The sequence below is a fragment of the Flavobacterium galactosidilyticum genome (assembly GCF_020911945.1).
Lineage (GTDB): Bacteria > Bacteroidota > Bacteroidia > Flavobacteriales > Flavobacteriaceae > Flavobacterium > Flavobacterium galactosidilyticum.
The window spans coordinates 1,530,781-1,552,558 of record NZ_CP087135.1; the positions used below are offsets into that span (position 1 = coordinate 1,530,781).

The 21,778-nt window shown below is 33.0% G+C and carries 22 protein-coding genes; 9 read left to right on the forward strand and 13 right to left on the reverse strand.

What is annotated here, in order from left to right; genetic code table 11:
• Positions 1–133 precede the first annotated feature (133 nt).
• The 7 genes from LNP27_RS06650 to LNP27_RS06680 form a co-directional block, all read right to left on the reverse strand.
• Positions 134–997, reverse strand: a complete 864-nt coding sequence (locus LNP27_RS06650) for a sigma-70 family RNA polymerase sigma factor (RefSeq protein WP_007137700.1) — start codon at positions 995–997, stop codon at positions 134–136.
• Positions 998–1,363: 366 nt separating this feature from the next.
• A complete protein-coding gene (locus LNP27_RS06655) occupies positions 1,364–1,819 on the reverse strand; it encodes a hypothetical protein (RefSeq protein WP_229943817.1) in 456 nt (151 codons plus the stop codon).
• Positions 1,820–2,038: 219 nt separating this feature from the next.
• Complete coding sequence (locus tag LNP27_RS06660; RefSeq protein ID WP_229943818.1) at positions 2,039–4,180, reverse strand: polyribonucleotide nucleotidyltransferase; 2,142 nt, start codon at positions 4,178–4,180, stop codon at positions 2,039–2,041.
• A gap of 239 nt (positions 4,181–4,419) precedes the next feature.
• Positions 4,420–4,686: a 30S ribosomal protein S15 gene (rpsO, locus tag LNP27_RS06665; protein ID WP_229943819.1), complete on the reverse strand. Its 267-nt coding sequence runs from the start codon at positions 4,684–4,686 to the stop codon at positions 4,420–4,422.
• Positions 4,687–4,808: 122 nt separating this feature from the next.
• Positions 4,809–5,795: an energy transducer TonB gene (locus LNP27_RS06670; RefSeq protein ID WP_229943820.1), complete on the reverse strand. Its 987-nt coding sequence runs from the start codon at positions 5,793–5,795 to the stop codon at positions 4,809–4,811.
• A gap of 73 nt (positions 5,796–5,868) precedes the next feature.
• Entirely contained in the window at positions 5,869–6,837 is a 969-nt protein-coding gene (locus LNP27_RS06675) for an energy transducer TonB (protein ID WP_229943821.1), read from the reverse strand.
• 31 nt (positions 6,838–6,868) lie between these two features.
• Entirely contained in the window at positions 6,869–7,324 is a 456-nt protein-coding gene (locus tag LNP27_RS06680; RefSeq protein ID WP_229943822.1) for a GAF domain-containing protein, read from the reverse strand.
• A 78-nt stretch (positions 7,325–7,402) separates the two neighbouring features.
• On the opposite strand from LNP27_RS06680, the gene xrtF reads away from it, so the two are divergent.
• The 9 genes from xrtF to LNP27_RS06725 all read left to right on the forward strand — a co-directional run bounded on the left by xrtF (position 7,403) and on the right by LNP27_RS06725 (position 16,306).
• The gene (gene xrtF, locus LNP27_RS06685) at positions 7,403–7,951 is read left to right on the forward strand and encodes an exosortase family protein XrtF (RefSeq protein ID WP_229943823.1); all 549 of its coding nucleotides are present in this window, start codon (positions 7,403–7,405) and stop codon (positions 7,949–7,951) included.
• A complete protein-coding gene (locus LNP27_RS06690) occupies positions 7,929–8,372 on the forward strand; it encodes an exosortase F system-associated membrane protein (protein ID WP_229943824.1) in 444 nt (147 codons plus the stop codon). Before xrtF ends, LNP27_RS06690 begins: the two co-directional genes overlap by 23 nt.
• A 52-nt stretch (positions 8,373–8,424) precedes the next feature.
• Entirely contained in the window at positions 8,425–9,255 is an 831-nt protein-coding gene (locus tag LNP27_RS06695) for an ATP cone domain-containing protein (RefSeq protein ID WP_229943825.1), read from the forward strand.
• Positions 9,256–9,295: 40 nt separating this feature from the next.
• Positions 9,296–10,651, forward strand: coding sequence for an MBL fold metallo-hydrolase (locus LNP27_RS06700; RefSeq protein WP_229943826.1), 1,356 nt, complete (start codon positions 9,296–9,298; stop codon positions 10,649–10,651).
• 373 nt (positions 10,652–11,024) lie between these two features.
• Complete coding sequence (locus tag LNP27_RS06705; RefSeq protein ID WP_229943827.1) at positions 11,025–12,239, forward strand: T9SS type A sorting domain-containing protein; 1,215 nt, start codon at positions 11,025–11,027, stop codon at positions 12,237–12,239.
• 361 nt (positions 12,240–12,600) lie between these two features.
• Positions 12,601–13,002, forward strand: a complete 402-nt coding sequence (locus LNP27_RS06710; protein WP_229943828.1) for an HYC_CC_PP family protein — start codon at positions 12,601–12,603, stop codon at positions 13,000–13,002.
• A gap of 73 nt (positions 13,003–13,075) precedes the next feature.
• On the forward strand, positions 13,076–15,085 hold the full coding sequence (locus LNP27_RS06715; RefSeq protein WP_229943829.1) for a TonB-dependent receptor plug domain-containing protein: 2,010 nt from the start codon (positions 13,076–13,078) through the stop codon (positions 15,083–15,085).
• 55 nt (positions 15,086–15,140) lie between these two features.
• The gene (locus LNP27_RS06720; RefSeq protein WP_229943830.1) at positions 15,141–15,482 is read left to right on the forward strand and encodes a heavy-metal-associated domain-containing protein; all 342 of its coding nucleotides are present in this window, start codon (positions 15,141–15,143) and stop codon (positions 15,480–15,482) included.
• 143 nt (positions 15,483–15,625) lie between these two features.
• Complete coding sequence (locus LNP27_RS06725) at positions 15,626–16,306, forward strand: DedA family protein (RefSeq protein WP_229943831.1); 681 nt, start codon at positions 15,626–15,628, stop codon at positions 16,304–16,306.
• Positions 16,307–16,491: 185 nt separating this feature from the next.
• On the opposite strand, the gene groL is transcribed toward LNP27_RS06725, so the two are convergent.
• The 6 genes from groL to LNP27_RS06755 form a co-directional block, all read right to left on the reverse strand.
• The gene (gene groL / locus LNP27_RS06730) at positions 16,492–18,120 is read right to left on the reverse strand and encodes a chaperonin GroEL (protein WP_229943832.1); all 1,629 of its coding nucleotides are present in this window, start codon (positions 18,118–18,120) and stop codon (positions 16,492–16,494) included.
• 58 nt (positions 18,121–18,178) lie between these two features.
• Complete coding sequence (locus LNP27_RS06735) at positions 18,179–18,454, reverse strand: co-chaperone GroES (protein ID WP_035670228.1); 276 nt, start codon at positions 18,452–18,454, stop codon at positions 18,179–18,181.
• Positions 18,455–18,591: 137 nt separating this feature from the next.
• Entirely contained in the window at positions 18,592–18,921 is a 330-nt protein-coding gene (gene secG / locus LNP27_RS06740) for a preprotein translocase subunit SecG (RefSeq protein ID WP_229943833.1), read from the reverse strand.
• 3 nt (positions 18,922–18,924) lie between these two features.
• The gene (locus LNP27_RS06745; RefSeq protein ID WP_229943834.1) at positions 18,925–19,800 is read right to left on the reverse strand and encodes a tetratricopeptide repeat protein; all 876 of its coding nucleotides are present in this window, start codon (positions 19,798–19,800) and stop codon (positions 18,925–18,927) included.
• 114 nt (positions 19,801–19,914) lie between these two features.
• The gene (locus tag LNP27_RS06750; protein WP_229943835.1) at positions 19,915–20,418 is read right to left on the reverse strand and encodes an LptE family protein; all 504 of its coding nucleotides are present in this window, start codon (positions 20,416–20,418) and stop codon (positions 19,915–19,917) included.
• A 77-nt stretch (positions 20,419–20,495) separates the two neighbouring features.
• Positions 20,496–21,752 (reverse strand): sigma-54 interaction domain-containing protein, encoded by a 1,257-nt coding sequence (locus LNP27_RS06755; protein ID WP_229943836.1) that lies wholly within the window; start codon positions 21,750–21,752, stop codon positions 20,496–20,498.
• Between the last annotated feature and the right edge of the window lie 26 nt (positions 21,753–21,778).

Genomic DNA, 21,778 nt, shown 5'->3' on the forward strand with positions numbered 1-21,778 from the left:
TTTGCGAACTGACCGGATTTTTGCTGAAAAAGCAAAACTCCGGTAATCAGCCGGAGTTTCAATCATCAATCAAAAAACGAACAGTCAATCAAACTGTTGTTTACTGTGTAATTCCATTGCTGGAATTGATATATTATCCTAAATATGTTTTAAGGATTTTACTTCTTGAAGTGTGTTTCAATCTGCGGATTGCTTTTTCCTTGATTTGGCGCACACGCTCACGAGTAAGGTCAAAAGTTTCTCCAATTTCCTCTAAAGTCATTGGGTGTTGATCACCTAAACCAAAATACAAACGAACAACATCAGCTTCTCTTGGTGTTAATGTTTCTAATGAACGCTCAATTTCAGTACGTAAAGATTCGTGGATTAATTCTCTGTCTGGATTTGGAGACTCACCTGAACGTAAAACGTCGTAAAGGTTAGAATCTTCTCCTTCTACAAGAGGTGCATCCATTGATAAGTGACGACCAGAGTTTTTCATAGACTCTTTTACATCATTTACAGTCATGTCAAGCTCTTTTGCAATTTCCTCAGCAGATGGTGGACGCTCATTAGATTGCTCTAGTAAAGCGTACATTTTGTTGATTTTATTGATAGAACCAATTTTATTCAAAGGCAAACGAACGATACGAGATTGTTCAGCTAATGCTTGTAAGATAGATTGACGAATCCACCAAACCGCGTACGAAATGAATTTGAAACCACGTGTCTCATCAAAACGTTGTGCTGCTTTTATTAATCCTAAGTTTCCTTCGTTAATTAAATCAGGAAGTGTAAGTCCTTGATTTTGGTATTGTTTAGCCACCGAAACAACGAAACGTAAATTAGCTTTTGTCAATTTTTCTAGGGCTTTTTGATCCCCAGCCTTAATTTTTTGAGCCAATTCTACTTCTTCGTCTGCTGTAATAAGATCAACTTTTCCAATTTCTTGTAAATATTTGTCTAATGATGCAGTTTCACGATTCGTTACCTGCTTGGTGATTTTAAGTTGTCTCATGTTTTTGTCTCCTCAGTTTTAAGTGTACAAGTAGTTATACGTATGGAGTTGCAAAAAAGTTACACTAATTTGAAAATAATTTTTTAGAATATTTTTTGGGCGTTATCACAAGGGTTGGGTTATCCACCCCCTTTTTTTTAATTCCCTAAAAATCGGGTCTTAAAAAAAGAGCTCCGCTACACACGAGCGAAGCGAACTGGCGTAGCAATCCCTAACGCGATTTACGGAAAATAGGAAATTTTATTTTCAAAAGACAATTTCTGAAAAAAAAATAGGACAAGATTTAATTTAATTGTTTTTCTATTTCAAAAATCCATTCGCTCTAATCTCTTTATGTATGGCAGCAATATTATCAGGAAATTCGCCTTAAATTAACCAATTTACGTCTAATTCGTTGTCAATAGCAGTGCGCATAAGAAATGGATTGTCGTAAATTAGTTTTCCTAAAGCAGAAAGGTCTTCTTTGAAATCTAAAAAATAATCTTCATCAATTGCTTTTATTAAAAGTAAAATTTTAAATGTTCTTGAAATAATGTAAATACACAAAGTATACGCTTTAAAATAAGTTGAAGATTGAATCCTTTCATTATTAATACGTAAAAGATGGATTAGCATTTTCATGTTTAAACTTATTTCCCCAAATTTATCTTTGGTGATTTTTACATGATTCGTGATTTCGCCGCTTAAAAACCGTGTGTCTTGAAGTAAATAGCCAACAGAGTAAAACCGTTCTGAAAAATAGTTGATTTTCTTTAGTATTTCTGTTTCAAAAGCGATTCTCTTCTCTTCAACAGTTTCTGTATCTACAAGTTCAAAATGCAAGCGGTTAGCTAAATCTAGATCTCTTTTTTAAAGTCTAAAGATTAATTTGTCTTTCTCGTTACTTGGCAACTCTTGTATTGCTTTTTTGAATTCTTTAGAAAACATGCTTTTTTAGTTTAGAATTTAAATATATTATTTTTATGTTAAAAACAAAAACCCCAATTCAACTAAATGAATTGGGGTTTTCTATAAATAAACCTTTAGTAAACTAAGATCTGATTACTCTTTTTTCTCCTCACGAGGAGGTCTTGGTAAAAGTGCTTTTCTTGACACTTTTTCTTTTCTAGTTTTCGGATCCATACCTAAGTATTTCACTTGGAAAACATCGCCCATGTTTACAACATCAGCAACATTTTCTGTACGTTCCCAAGCTAGTTCAGATACGTGTAACAAAACTTCATTTCCTGGAGCTGAAGTATATTCTACAACTGCACCAAAATCTAGCATTTTGATTACTTTCACTTCGTAAGACTCATTCATTTGAGGTTTGAAAGTGATTGACTTAATTTTAGCCAATACTGCTTCAATTCCAGCAGGATCAGTTCCTAAAATTTCAATAACTCCTTCTTCAGTAGTTGGGTCTTCATTGATAACTATTGTAGTTCCAGTAGCTTTTTGTAATTCTTGAATCACTTTTCCACCAGGTCCAATTAATGCACCAATAAACGCATTAGGAATTCTTCTTGTAATAATTTTTGGAGCATACGCTTTAACATCTGCTTTTGGCGCTGCTAAAGTTTCGATTAATTTGCCAAGGATATGCAAACGACCATCACGAGCTTGCGCTAATGCAGCTTCCATAATCTCGTATTTCAATCCGTCAATCTTGATGTCCATTTGACAAGCAGTGATTCCTACAGAAGTTCCAGTTACTTTAAAGTCCATATCTCCTAAGTGATCTTCATCACCAAGAATATCAGACAATACAGCAAAACGCTCTCCGTCAGTAATCAATCCCATTGCAATTCCAGATACAGGACGAATCATTTGGATACCAGCATCCATTAATGATAATGTTCCAGCACAAACTGTTGCCATAGAAGATGAACCGTTAGATTCTAATACTTCAGATACTACACGAATTGTGTAAGGACAATCAGCAGGAATCATGTTTTTCAACGCTCTTTGAGCTAAATTTCCGTGACCTACTTCTCTTCTTGAAGTTCCTCTTAAAGGACGTGCTTCACCAGTTGAGAAAGGAGGGAAGTTGTAATGTAAGTAGAATTTTTCTTCACCTTGTTCTGATGGAGAATCAATTTGGTTTGCTTCTCTAGATGTTCCTAAAGTGGCTGTTGCTAATGCTTGAGTTTCTCCACGAGTAAACAATGCAGATCCGTGTACAGATGGCAAGTAATCTACTTCACACCAGATTGGTCTGATTTCTGTAGTTTTTCTTCCGTCTAAACGTGTTCCTAAATCTAGGGTTACGTTACGAACTGCTTCTTTGTTTGTTTTTTTGAAATATTTAGAAACTAAGTCTCCGTCTGCTGCTAATTCTTCTTCAGTGAATAATGCTTTAACTTCTTCTTTAACTTCATCAAATGCAGCTGTACGCTCCTGTTTAGAAGAGCCTTTGCTTGCAATAGCATAAATTTTATCGTAAGATGCATCTTTTACTTTAGCGTAAATAGCTTCGTCTTCTTTTTCTCCTTCGTACGTACGAACTTCTTTTTTTCCAAAAGCAGCTTGCAAACGCAATTGAGCAGAAATTTGATTTTTGATGTGTTCGTGAGCGAATTTAATTGCTTCTAACATTTCAGCTTCTGAAATTTCTTTCATCTCTCCTTCTACCATTGCGATAGAATCCATAGAAGCTCCAATCATCATATCAATATCTGATAATGCTAATTGAGCGCGGCTTGGGTTGATGATGAATTTTCCGTCGATACGACCAACTCTTGCTTCAGAGATCAATGTTTCAAAAGGAATGTCAGATAAAGCCAAAGCTGCTGATGCTGCTAAACCTGCTAGAGCGTCTGGCATTACATCTTCGTCATAAGACATTAACTGAATCATAACTTGCACTTCTGCATGATAATCATCTGGGAAAAGCGGACGCAATACACGGTCAACTAAACGCATTGTTAATACTTCGCTATCACTTGGTCTTGCTTCTCTTTTGAAGAAACCACCTGGGAAACGTCCTGCTGCAGCAAATTTTTCACGATAATCTACCGTTAACGGTAAAAAATCGATTCCTGGACTTGCTTTTCTTGAAGAAACAACTGTACCTAAAATAACAGTTTTTCCTATTCTTACTACTACAGATCCATCCGCTTGTTTAGCTAGACGACCTGTCTCGATTGTGATGTTTCTGCCATCACCTAAATCGATACTTTCTACAAATAATTGTGGAATCATAAATTTAATTTATTAGTTAAACATGGGTTCTAGTTGTGTTGTAGTTGTTGTTTTGCGTAGTTAATGCCTAAAACCCAATGAAAAACCGAACTTTTTTTATTTGTCAATTACCAAGTGATAATGTGACTTTATGGAGAAGTCTTGATTCTAATCCCTTTTGTGTCAGGACAAAAATAGAATTTTGAGACTCTAAATTGTAAAATAAAAAAGAGGCACTTACGCACCTCTTTTTATATTGATTATTTTCTGATATTCAATACTTTGATAATTTCACGATATCTGTTGATTTCAGTCTTTTTCAAGTAATCTAACAAAGATCTTCTTTTACCTACTAACAATACTAACGAACGCTCTGTATTATAATCGTGACGATTTTTTTTCAAGTGCTCAGTCAAGTGAGTGATTCTGTAAGTGAATAAAGCAATTTGCGCTTCAGCTTTTCCAGTGTTTGTTTTTTCTCCGTGTTGTGCGAAGATCTCTTCTTTAATCTCTTTAGTTAAATACATTCCAATATTTGTTTAATGATTTTTATGTATGTCATACATCTATTGTAAGACGGGTGCAAATGTAGATAATAATTATTAGTTATTAGTTATAAATTCAGATTATTTTGAATGGGTATTTCGTTCTATCGTGGTGGGTTGGTAGTACGAATTGTTATGGGTAGAGAATATATGGTTCTGATGGGAATTCCTCTAATTTTTCCCGGTAACCAATTTTTAGCAGCATTTATAATGCGGATTGCTTCTGTTCCTGTTCCATAACCTATATCTCTGATGACTTTTGGCTCAATTAATTTTCCTTCTTTGTCAACGACAAAAGTCAAATAGATTTGGCCTTGAAGGCCTTGTACTTTTGGAGTGTTGTAATTTTGGCCGATATACTTATAGAAACTGTTAATTCCATTTTTAGCCATCGGTTTTTGCATAACTTCGGTATAGTTGTAGCTTATATTGTTTTCGTCGGTGCTTGTTCCGCTAATCAATTTACCATTTTCGTAGCTTTCTGTAAATGTGATTTTTAATTTTAATGATTTACCTGTCCAAATACCTTCTCTAACGCCATTTTTTATTTCGCCCTTTTCACCAAAAAAAAATATCTCGTTTTTATCAATTCTAGTTAATTCACTTTGATTATCGTAAGTTCCATTACCATCAATGATGTTTTGATTATTATTCTCATCCCAATACTGTATGACTTTCTCAGTGCTTTCTTTTTTAATTGGATCAAAAGTAAATTCTTTTACAAACTGCATTTTTCCATTTTCGTACCATTTGAATTGTTGTCCATTCAAATAAGTGGCAGTGTAGTTTGAGGCAACTTTTTTATTGCCATTTTCGTAGTAAGATATAGCGTTTCCATCTAAAATGATCCTGTCCTTATCCTTTGTTGCTCCCCGTAATGCTATTTTACCAGAACTATAATATTCTGAGAAATCATAACGCTCTTTGTTAGAGTTATAATCTTTAATAATTCGATAGTATTTATGGTTTCCCTCTGCAGTTTCATTTTTTAATGAATCTAGAAAAATTTTTAGGCTGAAATTTTTAGTTGATTGCGCGTAGGTTAAGCTTGTGATTAGTATTAATGTAATTATGCGTAACTTGTTTTTCATAAATGGTATTGTAATTTGACAAATAAAATAAACTAGAAGGATGTTGTTTGTAATAGGAATAAAACTTAAATATTTAAAAGGTTCTATTAATTGCTGTTATTATAATTGGTAAGCTGTGTTCCTTTGCTGTCTCTATACCTCTAATTTTTGCAGGAATCCAGATGCCGCAGTTTTTTAATGTATTTAGAACTTCTTTGTCTAATGTTTCATCAAGTCCTTTGAAAACTTTTAAATTAGTTAAATTTCCATCTTTTTCAACGGTAAATAAAAAGTAAATCTTGCCTGAAAGCTTAGTTTTTTTGACTACTTGAGATTTCATTAAAGCTTTTGAAATATGAATCTGAAAATCTTGAAATCCTTTTTTGGGTTTCCCTTCTTCGATTAACCTTTTATAGGATAACTTTCTTCCAGTTGAGTCAATGATTTTTCCTGAAATAAATTTACCATTTTTGTATAAATCAGTAAATTTTAATCCAGTGTATTCAGGTGAGCCTGTCCATTGTCCGTCTTTGAGTCCGTTTTTAACTTCTCCTATTACAGGGATTCCTGTTATGTCATATGTTTCATATTCCCCATTCCCATCAATTACTTTATGTTGGCGCTCTTTATTCCAAAACTGGACTATCTTATACCTCTCTTCAAATCCTATAACGTTTTCAATAAATTCAATTTCAGATTCAATAGTGCCATCTTCAAAAAAACGAAATTCTTTACCAATTTGTCTATTACTTTTGTAATTTGAAATTGATTTTCTAAGTCCGTTTTCGTGATAAAAAATAAATGTACCGTTTTTTTGAAGTTTATATTTGCTAGAAGAGAGTCCCTTCATTTGTATACTTCCCGATTTGTAATAATCATTAATTTCGTAGTGATCGCTGTCAGAAGAGTAGTTTCTAATAATTCTATAAGATGTGTGGTTCCCCTCTGAAGTTTCATTCCCAGATGAATCGAGAAAAATTTTTCCACTTATATTTTTAGGTGATTGTGAAAATACTAAGCTAGTAATAAATAATAGTATAAATCTGTAGAGTTTGTTTTTCATATCCGCTTAAAAATAAATTACCTTTTGGAATTTAAAACAACTTTGCAATTTCTTGATTTACAAATTCTAAAAAGCGTTCGTCTTTCTCTGTAAAAGGATCGATTACGTGACTGTCTATATCAATTTGACCTATGTTTTCTCCATTTACAAATAAAGGGACTACAATTTCAGACTTTACCGTAAAACTACATGCGATATAATTATCTTGTGCGGCTACGTCAGGAACTACAAAATTATTGTTAGAAACTGCCACTTGCCCACAAATTCCTTTGCCAAAAGGGATTACGGTATGATCTGTTTCTGCTCCTACATAAGGGCCTAAATGCAAAGTTTTGGTGTCTTGATTAGCAAAATAAAATCCAACCCAGTTGTAATAGGAGATAGAATCGCTAAGCAATTGACAAATAGTTAATAGCTTTTCATCGCGTGAAAGGTCTGTGTTTAAAGTTATTTCGGTTACTTTTGGTTGTAATTCTTGAAATGTCATCGTTTTGTTTTTATTTTGTAAAAGTATTTAAAAGAAGTTTCGAAAATTACATATATTTCTTTAGAAAAAAGACTGACCTTGAAAAAATATTTTATCATCTACAAGCCCTTTCTAGTTTTTCTAGCTAGCTTTTTTTTGACATATATCATTTTGACTTTCTTGTATCGAAACTACCTTAGTAATTTTGAGGAAAATAAATTAGATTCAATCACAAAAATAGTTGGTAGAAATACGGAGCAGGTTTTGCTATTGTTTACTAATGATGCTTCCGTTCAGGAAGTTGCACCAGAACCTTATTTAAGACTCGTTTACCACCAGAAATATGTAGCCCGACTAGTTGAAGGTTGTAATGCTGTAAGTGTGATTATATTATTTGTTTCTTTTGTAGTTGCTTTTTCAGGAAAATTAATAGCAACACTACTTTTTATTTTTGGCGGAAGCCTGCTTATTTATTTGTTAAATGTTCTCAGGATTGCTGCTTTAAGTGCTCTTATTTTCTATTTTCCCAAACAAGAGTCGTTATTGCATGGTGTTATTTTTCCATTATCTATTTATGGTGTTGCTTTTATTTTGTGGTTAATCTGGGTCCGTAAATTTTCAAAGTATGCTTCAAAAAACACTAAATAATAAACTCCGAATAGTACAACTAATTATTTTGGTAGTACTATTAGCTTTGATTCGTGCTTTTGAAAATGAATTATTTTATGATCCTTTTTTAGCTTTTTTCAAGCAAGACTTTACCAATTTATCTTTACCAAAGGTGGACTCCTTTCTGCTTTTCTTAGGTTTGCTTTTTCGATATGCACTAAATACTGCTTTGTCATTAGGAGTTATTTATATTATTTTTAAAGAAGTGACTATGGTGAAATTTGCTTTGGTACTATATTGTTTTTTCTTCTTGATTTCCACAATTGCTTTTTTCTATATCGTGCTTTTTACCACTGAAAATTACAATTGGATTCTTTTTTATGTTCGAAGGTTTCTCATTCAACCCATTTTTCTCCTCTTATTTATTGCAGGATTTTATTATCAAAAACTCAGCAATTAGCTACTATTTTTTCGTATCTTTATTTGTGTAATTTATTTATTATCAAATATATATGAAAATAGTTAAGCATTCTGGCGATATTGTTGAGTTTAGTCCTGATAAGCTTAGAAGCTCACTGATGAAATCTGGGGCTAGCGCGAGTGTTATTGATGACATTATGAAAAGGATTCAAAACTCAATCTACGAGGGAATTTCTACTAAGAAAATCTACAAAATGGCTTTTGCTTTATTGAAAAAAAAAGCTAATTCTCATGCAGCACGCTATAATCTTAGAGAAGCGATTCGTTTATTGGGACCTGCGGGTTTTTTCTTCGAAAAATATATAGAACGCCTTTTTGCATCTGAGGGGCATAAAACATTGACAAATTTAACTTTATTCGGGAAGTGCATTTCTCATGAAGTTGATGTCGTAATCAAAAAAAATGACGTTGTTGCAATGGTCGAATGTAAATTCCACATGGGTAGAGAGGCCGTTTCTGATGTGAAAGTTCCTATGTATATCTTGTCTCGATTTAATGATTTAAAAGAAAGGAAGCATCCCATCTTTACTGAAAAAGATATGGTTTCTAAATGTTGGATAGTTACTAATAATCGGTTTACTACAGATGCGATTGATTTTGCTAAATGTACAGGGCTAAACCTCTTGAGTTGGGATTATCCTCACAACGATAATTTAAAAACAAAAAATGACACTAACGGATTGTATCCCATCACATGTTTGACCACTTTAACACTTGCCGAAAAAGATAGATTATTGAATTTAGATATTATTGTAGTGCGGGAACTAGCTTATAGTTCGGAGTTATTAGAGAAAATTGGTTTGAGTCCAATTCGTATCAAAAAAGTTTTGCGAGAAACATCAGAGTTGTGTAGAAATATTTAAAAAGAGAAATGTTGCAATAGTTTAATTTAAATCGAACAAAATGAAAGTCACATTTATAGGAGGTGCTGGAACTGTTACAGGTTCTAAAACATTAATTGAAAGCAAAGGAATTCGGATTTTAATTGATTGTGGTTTGTTTCAAGGGATCAAGCCTTTACGTGAACTGAATTGGGGGCCATTGCCTGTTTTGCCTTCAACTATAGATTTTGTTCTATTGACTCATGGTCACTTAGACCACTGTGGATGGTTACCAAGGTTAGTTAATCAAGGTTTCAAGGGTAAAATTTATTGTACTAGTCCCACGGTAGCTATTACGAAACTCATTCTATTGGATAGTGCTAAGATCCAAGAAGAGGAAGCTAATAAAGCGAATGATGGAAAATATTCTAAACATGAAACTGCTGAGCCTCTTTACACGGTGGAACAAGCAGAAAAAGTCTTTCCTCTTTTTAGGGTGATCAAAATCAATGAGCCTATTCCTTTAGATGCTGAAATTGAAGCAGTTTTTACAAATGCAGGACATATTCTAGGAGCTTGTACCATTGCGGTAACGCTTGAAAATAAGACTTTAGTTTTCTCAGGAGATATTGGTCGCGATGATGATTTATTAATGTTTTCGCCAATTAAACCTAAAAAAGCGGATTATGTTTTTCTCGAAAGCACTTATGGAAACCGACTTCATCCACATTCTGATACCAAAGCGGAGTTAGAAATGTATATTAATAATACAATCAACGTGGGTGGTACAGTCATTATTCCCAGTTTTGCGGTTGAGCGAGCGCAAGTGATTATGTATTTGTTATGGCAGCTAAAGCAAGAGAGAAAAATCCCTGATGTTCCCTATATCATTGATTCACCAATGGGAATTAGTGCTTTGAATATTTTTAGAGATAATCCGAAATGGCACAAATTATCTCCTGACGAATGCAATAAAGTGAGTGAAATGTTTATACTGGTTTCTGATTATCAGGAAACGAACGAGATTATTTTAGATCCCCGACCTAAGGTGGTTGTTGCTGCCAGCGGAATGATCACGGGCGGTAGAGTACTCAGTTATTTACAACACTATATTGTAATTCCAGAGACAACTATAATCATGGTTGGCTATCAAGCAGAAGGAACACGTGGCAGAAAATTATTAGAAGGATCAAAGGATATTAAAATTTATGGTCAGTATTATCCTGTAAAAGCAAAAATTCTAGAAATTCAAGGATTGTCAGCGCACGGAGATCAAAAAGACTTACTGAACTGGCTTTCTGAATTAGAAAATAAACCAATAAAAGTGTTTTTGGTTCATGGTGAAAACCAACCTGCGGATGAATTGCGTATAAAAATCCAAGAAAAATATGGTTTAGCTTGTAAAATTCCATTGATAGGACAAGAATTTGAATTGTGATTTCTTTAATTAAAATAGTTTTAACTCGTTTTCATCGCTTGTTTTACCTAATCTGGCAGAATTTTCTATAATTATAGTTGAATCATATTGTATTTCTTTCCGAATTTTTTCCATGAGCATCGCTTTGAATTTTGCTTACCCCTGATCTTTTAAGATATCTTTTTTTAATTTTCATCGTGCAGTAGATTCTATTTCTCTGAGGTTTAATTATTTGGTTAAACCTGAGATTCGAACGAAAAAAAATAAAGATTTAATTTATTTTATATGAATTCTGAAAGAAAAATACACATAAAGTGCTGATATAAAGTATTTTAATGTAATTTTATAGTGCGACAAAGTACTTTGTTTTTTTAATTTTTAAAGAAAATAGACTATGAAAAAAATTACATTACTCATGTTTATCGTTTTTTGGGCGATTGCATTGCAAGCACAAAACAAATTATTATCGTCTATTGACGAGTATTATGACGGCACTTCTTGGCAAATTTATGCTGGAAACAATTACGAATACGATAGTAATAACAATCTAACTAAGGAAACATATTATAATTATGACTTTCTAACTGGATTGTGGAAAATTTCTTATACAACATCTTATGCCTATGATGGTAACAATAGGGTGATACAAACAATAGATCAGAATTGGATTTCGGCCACTAATAAACTTGAAAATTCATATAGAGAAACTGCAACTTATGTAGGTGGGAAATATGCAGAGTCAATAGGCGAAGAATGGGATGATTCAAGTTTAAGTTGGGTGTACAAATGGAAAGATGTTTTCAGCTATAATGCTAGTAATTTGATTGAAAGCTCCTTATCCTATAAATGGGATGGTTTACAATGGGTAATCGATTTTCGTGGAACTTTAACTTATAATGGTAGTACTAAAATAAGTGCTTTATTAGAGGAAAAATGGGTTAGTTCACAGTGGGTTAATTCAACCAAGACACTACTTACTTATGATGCAAACAATAAAATTGTAACGAACAGAACTGCTGAGTGGGATGTTTTTAATGATATTTTTAAAGAAAATGATGGAACAGACTATGTTTTGGATGCAACCGGCAACAGAATTAGCGAAACTAATGTTTTTACTTATAATAATGTAGCTAATAATTACAAAAAAGAGTATAGCTATGACTCATCGAGTCTTATGTCTAGCTTTGCTAATCCTTTTAAAGATAAAACAGGAATTGATTATCTTTTTGAAGACTTTCCGCATGTAAATAAGCCTTTAGGGTATAATTATTTTACTTATGATAATGCAACAAGTACTTATGAAAATACGAGTAGAACTAAGTATGATTATACGAATTCTATTCTTTTGGCTACAGAACGATTTGAAAAAGCAAATGCGACCATAACTTTATTCCCAAATCCAACGAGTGATTTGCTAAATATTGAATTAGCAGTTTTCTCACCAGCGACACAAATAATAATTACTGACATACTGGGGAAAAAAATTTATTCTCAAAAAGTAGAATCTGTTAATACAGCTGTGAATACTAGTGGCTACGCCAAAGGTGTTTATTTAGTTGCTATTATAGATAGTAATAATAGGGATGTAAAAAAACTGGTGATAAAGTGAGGTTTCTGAAAATAACTTTTGGAAAAGCTTTAGCGTATTAGATAGATGGATAATTACAAACAAAAAAACTCTTTCGGCTATAAAGCCTGATAGAGTTTTTTTTGCTTCTTCGATAAATCAAAAGTTGTTTAACTATGGTTGTGTTTGAATGTGTATTGTCTTTTCAATGATGAAAATTTTAAAATAGATTTGTAACATACAGCTCGTTTTCCTGAAAACCTACCTTTGTTTAATGACTATTTGACAATCAGCAATAACTGTGTTTTTGATTTTGAAACACCACTAATTGGGCAAGAATTTTGAATTGTGATTTTAACAATCTTTTAGTTTTCCGAATCGGTTTATTTACTAATTTTGCAACATGAATATTAAAAAATGCACTGGTCTATTTTTAGCTTTTCTACTGTTGGTTTCCAATGTGGGATTAGCTTTTAATGTGCATTATTGTGGAGGAGAAATCGCATCGGTTTCTGTGAAACCAATTGCTTATCAGAAAGCTGAAAAATCCTGTTGCTCGAAAAAAGTTGAAAAAGAAGAAAGTTGTTGTAAAGACAAAGTCGTTAATTTTCAAAAAAAATCAGACAACACGGTACTTAAAGTATTCTCGATCGATTCTCCTTTTTACTTCATTATAAAGGAATCGCAAACCTTTGTTTTTTCTTCGGAAGCAAATTTAAAAAGCGCTCAAGCCACATCTTATTTTTGTGCTGCTAATGCGCCTCCACTCTTTAAGTTGTATAGTCAATATATTTTTTACGCCTGATTTTAATGTTTTAAAAGTCGGATCACTTCTTGTGATCTCAATCTACTTTTCATAAACATTAAATAACTTTATAATGAATAAAATAGCAATGCTCTTTATTGCGATTTTTGTATCATTTCCTGTTTTCGCTCAAGAAAATTTGAAAGAAATAAAAATCACAAAAAAGCGAAAAGGAATTCAAAAGTCATACACCGTAACCGGAAATACTACAATTATAACGAGTAAAGAATTGCTGAAAGCAGCTTGTTGTAATCTCGCCGAAAGTTTCGAAACAAATCCATCGATTGATGTCAATTTTACAGATGCATTGACAGGAACAAAACAAATCAAAATGTTGGGATTAACAAGTCCTTATTTGATGATTACTGAAGAAAATGTTCCTTCTGTTAGAGGCGCTTCGCAAGCCTATGGTTTGTCATTTACACCAGGAACCTGGGTTGAAAGTATCCAGATAACCAAAGGTGCAGGAAGTGTAGTGAATGGTTACGAAAGTATTTCGGGACAAATAAATACTGAGTTAATAAAACCGATTAGTGATATTCCGTTTTTCTTGAATGCGTACGGTTCTACTGATTCTCGATTTGAGTTGAATACGCATTTCAATACTAAATTATCAGATAAATGGAGCAGCAGCTTGTTTTTGCATGGCAATACTCGGGTTTCTAAAACTGATATGAATAGTGATGGATTTCTAGATAATCCATTGGCAAAACAAATTAATGTTCTCAATAGATACCAATATTATAATGAAGAAAAAGGTCTTGTAAGTTTTATTAATTTCAGGTATATGAATGATAAAAAGCAAACTGGAGAATTAGATTTTGATAAAAATACAGATCGAGGCACTACCAATTATTGGGGTTCTGAGATTAATACGGAAAGGCTAGATCTTTCAACAAAAGTGGGTTATGTTTTTAAAGATATGCCGTATCAGAGTTTAGGATTCCAAAATGCTTTTAATATTCATAATCAGCATTCTTATTTTGGTTTAAACCAATACAATATCAAACAAAGTAGTTATTATTCGAACTTAATTTTCAACTCCATAATTAGCAATACGATGAATAAGTTTGCTACGGGTTTGAACTTTACGTATGACAAATACCAAGAATTTGTAAACGTAAACGACTACAGTAGAATTGATAACTCTGTTGGAGCTTTTTTCGAATACACCTATGACAATGATGATGATTTCAGTTTAATCCTGGGTGGTCGAATAGATAATCACAACCGTTTAGGAACATTTGTTACGCCTAGACTTCATGCACGTTACAATCCATGGGAAAAAGCAGTTTTACGTTTTTCAGCAGGAAGGGGAAAACGTTCTGCTAATATTTTTGCTGAAAATCAACCGTTATTTGCTAGTGCTAGAGCATTCGAAATTTTAGATACTAACGGTAAAGTTTATGGATTAAATCCGGAAATTGCATGGAATTATGGAGTTAGCTTTGCACAAAAGTTCTCGCTTTTTGGTAAAAATGCCGATGTTGGTTTTGATGTGTACAGAACTGATTTCCAAAACCAAGCGGTAGTTGATTTGATGCAAAGTCCACAGCAAGTTTTGTTTTATAATTTAAAAGGGAAATCTATTGCAAATACGATGCAATTCGAATTTAATTATGAATTAGCAAAACACCTTAATTTGCGTTCTGCCTATAAATTTTACGATGTAACAACTGATTATCTTTCGGGAACGTATCAAAACCCGTTGCAAGCAAAACATAGATTTTTTGGTAATTTAGAATATGAAACCCACATTGGAGAAAAAGGAAAACAATGGAAATTTGATTATACATTTAATTGGATTGGTCAACAGCAATTGCCAAATACGATGTCAAATCCTGTGAATGATAGATTACCTGAATTTTCACCATCCTATTCGTTGATGAATGCTCAAATCACTAGAACATTTTCTTCAACTTTCGAAATGTATATTGGTGGAGAAAACATAGGAAACTACAGGCAGGAAAAATCAATTCTTGGTAGTGATAATCCTTTTGGCTCCACTTTTGATGCTACGATCGTATATGCTCCAGTTTTTGGTCAAATGTATTATGCTGGACTGCGTTTTAAAATTAAATAGTCAATTGCAAAGGCAGTTAAAAAAGTCAATTTCAATAACAATTAAAAATAAAAAAATGAAAAATTTAATTACAATTTTTTTACTTGTTTTAGTCGGGTTTACAACTCAAGCACAAGAAAAAAAGAATAAAAATGCTAAATATGTTACTGAGGTGAATGGCAATTGTGAGCAATGTCAAAAACGAATTCAAAAAGCGGCTTATGCAGTTCCTGGAGTAAAATCAGCATCTTGGAATATTGAAACGCATCAGCTAAGTTTAATAATTAACGAAGAAAAAACAACCGCATTAGGTGTGAAAAAAGCAATTGCAAAAGTGGGACATGATACAGATGAAGTGAAGGCGACAAATGAAGATTATGAAAATCTACATCATTGTTGTTTGTATGAGAGAAATTAGTTATCGAATCCAAGGTTTCCAGCCTTGGATTTTTTCTTTAAATTATTTAGTTAATAAAACTTTAAATTGCCTCATTAAATTGTCGTTGAACTAAATTATTATTACTTTCACGAACTTATACACCTTAACAAAAAAATACATTTATGAATAATTTTGACTGGACTCAGTTAATCAACCCAGAGTTTTATATTTCAATGAGTATTGGGGGAGTTCAAATTGGCTTATATATCGTTTTATTTATAGTATTTGCAGAAACTGGTCTTTTTGCAGGTTTTTTTCTTCCAGGTGATAGCTTGCTTTTTTTAGCAGGAATTTATAGTGGTGAGTTGATGGCTAATGTTATTTATATCCCTAGTGATTTTATGAATGTTTTGTTACTTTCACTATTAGTTGCTCTTATGGGAATTTTAGGGAATATGGTTGGATATTGGTTTGGAGCCAAAAGCGGTTATTACTTATTTAAAAAAGAAGATACTTTTTGGTTTAAGAAAAAATATTTACTTCAATCAAAAGATTTCTTCGAAAAATATGGAGGCAAAGCTATTATTTTTGCCCGTTTTTTACCAATTTTTAGAACATTTGCACCTATAATAGCAGGAATTGTATCAATGGATAAAAAGAAGTTTATGTTCTTTAATATATTAAGTTCTTTCTTATGGTCTTTTATTTTAATTTTTGCGGGTCATTATCTATATGGTATTTTCTTAAAGCAAGGGATTGATTTAAAACACCATATTGAATATATCATTATCATTATCGTATTGATTTCTACATTTCCGGTGTTGGTAAAATTGCTAAAAAAGAGACCTGCTGATAAAGTATAGTTTAAATAGAAAAGTCCGAAGATTGAATCTTCGGACTTTTTTTTGTTCTATCAAGAGTATAAATTTTTATTCTTTGTTATTTTGATGCTCTAGTTGGATTATAATTTCTCTAATATTGTTGTTTAAAGCAAAAAAATCCGTTTACTTAACGTAAACGGATTTAATATATAATTTTGGATAGATTGTTACATCATTCCTGGCATACCACCACCCATTGGGTTTCCGCCACCATTATCTTCTTTGATGTCGATCAAAGCGCATTCAGTAGTCAATATCATTCCCGCAACCGAAGCAGCGTTTTCTAAAGCTACACGAGTCACTTTTTTAGGATCAATAATTCCTGCTTTCAACATATCAACGTACTCATCTGTTTTTGCATTGTATCCAAAATCACCTGTTCCTTCAGCTACTTTAGCAACCACGACTGAACCTTCAAGACCTGCATTTTCAACGATAGTTCTTAATGGAGATTCTACAGCACGAGATACGATTTGGATTCCTGTAGCTTCATCAGCATTGTCAGGTGTGATAGTAGAAAGCGCATTTTTAGCTCTTAAAAGTGCAACACCTCCACCAGCAACAATTCCTTCTTCAACCGCTGCACGAGTTGCGTGAAGTGCATCATCAACTCTATCTTTTTTCTCTTTCATTTCTACTTCAGAAGCAGCTCCTACGTAAAGAACAGCAACACCACCAGCTAATTTAGCCAAACGTTCTTGCAGTTTTTCTTTGTCATAATCAGAAGTAGTAGCTTCCATTTGACCTTTAATTTGGTTCACACGATTTTTGATCATGTCAGCTTCACCAGCACCACTTACAATTGTAGTGTTGTCTTTATCGATAGTTACTTTCTTAGCAGTTCCTAACATTTCTAAAGTGGTGTTTTCAAGGGTATAACCTCTTTCTTCAGAAATTACAGTTCCACCAGTTAAGATAGCAATATCTTCAAGCATCGCTTTTCTTCTGTCTCCAAAACCAGGTGCTTTTACAGCAGCGATTTTCAAGGCACCACGTAATTTATTTACCACTAATGTAGAAAGTGCTTCGCCATCAACATCTTCAGCAATAATTAATAATGGCTTTCCAGATTGTGCAACTGGTTCCAAAACTGGTAATAATTCTTTTAAAGAAGATACTTTTTTGTCATACAAAAGGATGTAAGGACTTTCCAATTCTACTTCCATTTTTTCTGAATTGGTAACAAAATATGGAGAAAGATATCCTCTGTCAAATTGCATTCCTTCCACAACATCTACATAAGTATCAGTTCCTTTTGCCTCTTCAACAGTGATCACACCTTCTTTTCCAACTTTTGCGAAAGCAGTAGCGATTAACTCACCAATTACTTCGTCATTATTAGCAGAAATAGAAGCAATTTGCTTGATTTTTTCAGAGTCGCTTCCTACTACTTTAGCTTGCTTAGCTAGGTCAGCAACAATAGCCTCAACCGCTTTGTCAATACCGCGTTTCAAGTCCATAGGGTTTGCACCAGCTGCAACGTTTTTCAAGCCTTCTTTTACGATAGCTTGAGCTAATACTGTAGCAGTTGTTGTTCCGTCTCCGGCTAAATCATTGGTTTTGCTCGCCACTTCTTTAACCATTTGAGCACCCATATTTTCTAATGGATCTTTCAATTCAATTTCTTTTGCAACAGTAACACCATCTTTAGTAACATTTGGTCCACCAAAAGATTTTCCAATAATTACATTACGACCTTTTGGTCCAAGAGTTACTTTTACTGCATTTGCTAATGCGTCAACACCACGTTTTAATCCGTCACGTGCTTCAATATCAAATTTTATATCTTTTGCCATTTCTTGTTTTATTAAATTTTAGTTGTCTTAATACTTAATTCTTTCGACTTAATACTAATTATATTATCGCAAGAATATCATCCTCACGCATAATTAAATAATCTTTTCCTTCTAGTTTCAATTCAGTTCCAGCATATTTTCCGTAAAGTACAGAATCTCCAATTTTTACTGTCATTGTATGATCTTTTGTACCATTTCCAACGGCAACAACAGTTCCTTTTTGTGGTTTTTCTTTTGCTGTATCTGGAATAAAAATCCCTGACGCAGTTTTTGTTTCAGCCGCAACGGGCTCGATAAGAACTCTGTCTGAAAGTGGTTTGATGTTTAAAGCCATGATTTTATATTTATTTTATAGTTTTAATGAATGCTTATTGGATTTCAGAAATTGTGCCAGCCTACTAAAACTGACACATTTGCTTAAAAAAAATGCCAGCTTTGACAAGCTGGCATTTTTAAAATAGTATATATAATTTATTTTGCTGGAGTTGGTACAGCAGGTGTATTTTGTACAGGTGCTACTGGAGCAGTTGTAGGGGCATTGTTGATGATTTTTGAATCAGTATCACTCAATGAACCAGTAAAACTTAAGCTTGAAAGAAGGATAAGTGCAATCAGTATAGTTGCTAATGTCCAAGTACTTTTATCTAAAAAGTCAGTTGTTTTTTGTACTCCTCCCATCATCTGAGAACCGCCTAGTGTAGAAGATAATCCGCCACCTTTAGGGTTTTGAACCATTATAACCACGATTAATAGAAAACAAACTATAGTTATTAAAACTAAAAAAATTGAAAATGTGCTCATTGTTTAATTATTGTTATGTTGTAAAATCTTTATATCCGTTATGCGGTCTGCAAAGAAACTACTTTTTTCTGGATATTTCAAAATTAATATTTCATAAGCTTGAATCGCTTTTTGATATTTTTTTTGTTCCAAATAAACCCTTGCTAAAGTCTCTGTCATCAGGTAAGAATTGTCAGAAGCATTTAGGTCAAAGCTAACTGTAGAGGGTACTCCGTGCTTGACTGGTGGAATTTTCGGACTGTTTTCTATGAACTTATCGATTAACGCTAACTTTTTTTGTTTGTCGGGATCAATAATAGGTGCAGTTTGGTTGTTATCTAACTCGTTTTCTCTTTTTATAGGTTGAGTTCTTGAAAGCTGAAGCCATTCTTGAAAGGAATGTTGTTCTTTTTTAGAAAAATCTAAAGGTTGACCTATCTCCAGTTTTTCTTCAACTGTTTTTGAAGTTTCTTCAATTTTTATATCTGCAGGTTCTTTAATTTGTACAGGTGAAGCTTCTTTTATTGAAGTTAGTATCGATTGCTCCAATTTGTTTATTTTAATCGCTTGCTTTTCCTCAGGAACTAGGATTTCGCTACCATGGACGTAAATATCAAGAATCTCAAGTGCTTTTCTTTCGTATAAATTTTTATCAATTGAGATAAAAGTATCTGAAGTAATAAAATCAAATAAAACTGATCTATCCGTTGTATATGCTGCTGTAGTTTTTAAAGCTGCATTGTATTTATAACTGTTCTGATTGTATAATCCTTTTAACTGAATTGCACGCGCACTTTGAAAATACGGAAATTCTTCTAATACTTTCGCTAAAGCTTCTGTTTGCTTTTCGTGAATTAGATCCGGTTTGTTAATTAAATAAGTATAATCAGTAACATTCATATTTTTGAGTAATCAGTTTGTAGTGCTTGGTGCTCAGTAATCAGATTTTAGTGTTCAGTAATGTTAGTGTAGTTAACGGAATAGTAAAAATTGTCAACTACCTAAGTGGCTCATTTACCATTTAGCTAAAGATTCATTGAATATATCTTGCGTTATTCTTTCGAAAATATCTTTCAAGGCAGAGTTTAATGTAGCGCCTGTCAATTGCTGTTCAGCTGGGTAATCATAGAAAAATGAGAATGATTTTTCAAAATCGTCTTTTTCCGTTTTCTTATTGGTAAAACGAACAATTATTCTGATGGTTAATCGATTTTGAGCAGCTCTTTGATCTGCAGTAGCAGTCATCGGACTAATTCTATAATCTACAATTTCTCCTTCGTACGATAAATCAGCACCATTTTTAACTAAATTCAGATTTGTCTGGTTCTGAATCAAATCTTGAAGTTCTAATGTAAATCTTCTATCAATTCCTGGTTCGATTAGTTCCGCATTATTTTGAAAAAAGCCAACTTGAAATGTTTTGGCGTCAATTTTTCCGGTTCCCGTAAAGTTATAAACGGAACAGCTATTTGTTACCAATAAAACGATGAAGAGTGCTAAGAAATGTATTTTTTTCATATTAATTTAGTAAAAGGCTGGTGGCTTTAATTTACTTTTCAAAAGTAACCTTATTTTGGGATTTTGAATTTATTATTTTATAAATCAAATTGCTTTATTTTTCGATATAATGTTCGTTCAGAAATCCCTAATTCATCTGCTGCGGCTTTTCTTTTTCCTTTGTTTTTTTCTAATGATTTTTTGATCATTTCAATTTCTTTTTGCTCTAATCTTAAAGTTTCTTCTTCCTCTATAGTTTCTGCAAAAAGATAGTTATCATCATTTTCTTGATATAAATCTTGATTGTTTTGAGAGGTAATCAAAGCGCCTCTTGGTTCTTCTTCAAAATCAATTTCACTATCATTTTCTTTAGATCCGTATATTTTTTTAATCAAATTCTGATTTGCCTCTTGTACTTTAGAACTTCCGTTTTGAATCAGTTCCAATGTTAGTTTTTTCAAATCATTCAAATCACTTTTCATATCAAAAAGTACTTTGTATAAAATTTCTCTTTCTGTACTAAAATCACTTTCGCTCTTTTTATCCTTAATTACAGATGGTAGATTACTGCCTTGTTCTGGAAGATACGACTGTAAAGTCGCGGCAGATATGTCTCTATTGGTTTCTAAAACAGATATTTGTTCAGCCACATTTCGCAATTGACGAATGTTTCCACTCCATCTAAATTTCTGTAATACGGGAATTGCATTATCGTCTAATTTCAAAGGTGGCATTTTATACTTATGTGCAAAATCAGCTACGAATTTTCTAAATAACAAATGAATATCATCTTTTCGATCACGCAAAGGTGGTAATACAATATCAACTGTGCTTAAACGGTAATACAAGTCCTCTCGGAATTTGCCTTTTTCGATAGCATCAAATAAATTCACATTTGTAGCAGCTACAATTCTCACATTCGTTTTTTGAACCTGTGATGAACCCACTTTGATAAATTCTCCATTTTCTAGAACACGAAGCAAACGCACTTGTGTAGTAAGAGGTAATTCGCCCACTTCATCTAGGAAAATAGTTCCTCCATCAGCCACTTCAAAATAGCCTTCTCGAGTATTTGTTGCACCTGTAAAAGCACCTTTCTCATGTCCGAAAAGCTCACTATCAATAGTTCCTTCCGGAATTGCACCGCAGTTTACAGCAATATATTTCCCATGCTTTCTATGTGAAAGCGAATGGATAATTCTAGGCATATTCTCTTTACCCACACCGCTTTCTCCCGCAACTAGTACCGTAATATCAGTGGGAGCAACTTGAATTGCTTTTTCTATCGCACGATTAAGCTTTGGGTCATTCCCAATAATCTCAAATCGTTGTTTTATGTTTTGAACTGTTTCCATATGTCATTGCGAGGAGTTGCAAGGCA

Coding starts and splice junctions, on each gene's coding strand:
- LNP27_RS06755 (WP_229943836.1), bottom strand. CDS start 21,752: ATGGAAACAGTTCAAAACATAAAACAACGATTTGAGATTATTGGGAAT.
- LNP27_RS06720 (WP_229943830.1), top strand. CDS start 15,141: ATGAAAAATTTAATTACAATTTTTTTACTTGTTTTAGTCGGGTTTACA.
- LNP27_RS06660 (WP_229943818.1), bottom strand. CDS start 4,180: ATGATTCCACAATTATTTGTAGAAAGTATCGATTTAGGTGATGGCAGA.
- LNP27_RS06650 (WP_007137700.1), bottom strand. CDS start 997: ATGAGACAACTTAAAATCACCAAGCAGGTAACGAATCGTGAAACTGCA.
- LNP27_RS06690 (WP_229943824.1), top strand. CDS start 7,929: ATGCTTCAAAAAACACTAAATAATAAACTCCGAATAGTACAACTAATT.
- LNP27_RS06670 (WP_229943820.1), bottom strand. CDS start 5,795: ATGAAAAACAAGTTACGCATAATTACATTAATACTAATCACAAGCTTA.
- LNP27_RS06705 (WP_229943827.1), top strand. CDS start 11,025: ATGAAAAAAATTACATTACTCATGTTTATCGTTTTTTGGGCGATTGCA.
- LNP27_RS06735 (WP_035670228.1), bottom strand. CDS start 18,454: ATGGCTTTAAACATCAAACCACTTTCAGACAGAGTTCTTATCGAGCCC.
- LNP27_RS06695 (WP_229943825.1), top strand. CDS start 8,425: ATGAAAATAGTTAAGCATTCTGGCGATATTGTTGAGTTTAGTCCTGAT.
- secG (WP_229943833.1), bottom strand. CDS start 18,921: ATGAGCACATTTTCAATTTTTTTAGTTTTAATAACTATAGTTTGTTTT.
- rpsO (WP_229943819.1), bottom strand. CDS start 4,686: ATGTATTTAACTAAAGAGATTAAAGAAGAGATCTTCGCACAACACGGA.
- LNP27_RS06680 (WP_229943822.1), bottom strand. CDS start 7,324: ATGACATTTCAAGAATTACAACCAAAAGTAACCGAAATAACTTTAAAC.
- LNP27_RS06745 (WP_229943834.1), bottom strand. CDS start 19,800: ATGAATGTTACTGATTATACTTATTTAATTAACAAACCGGATCTAATT.
- LNP27_RS06675 (WP_229943821.1), bottom strand. CDS start 6,837: ATGAAAAACAAACTCTACAGATTTATACTATTATTTATTACTAGCTTA.
- LNP27_RS06750 (WP_229943835.1), bottom strand. CDS start 20,418: ATGAAAAAAATACATTTCTTAGCACTCTTCATCGTTTTATTGGTAACA.
- LNP27_RS06725 (WP_229943831.1), top strand. CDS start 15,626: ATGAATAATTTTGACTGGACTCAGTTAATCAACCCAGAGTTTTATATT.
- LNP27_RS06715 (WP_229943829.1), top strand. CDS start 13,076: ATGAATAAAATAGCAATGCTCTTTATTGCGATTTTTGTATCATTTCCT.
- groL (WP_229943832.1), bottom strand. CDS start 18,120: ATGGCAAAAGATATAAAATTTGATATTGAAGCACGTGACGGATTAAAA.
- LNP27_RS06700 (WP_229943826.1), top strand. CDS start 9,296: ATGAAAGTCACATTTATAGGAGGTGCTGGAACTGTTACAGGTTCTAAA.
- LNP27_RS06710 (WP_229943828.1), top strand. CDS start 12,601: ATGAATATTAAAAAATGCACTGGTCTATTTTTAGCTTTTCTACTGTTG.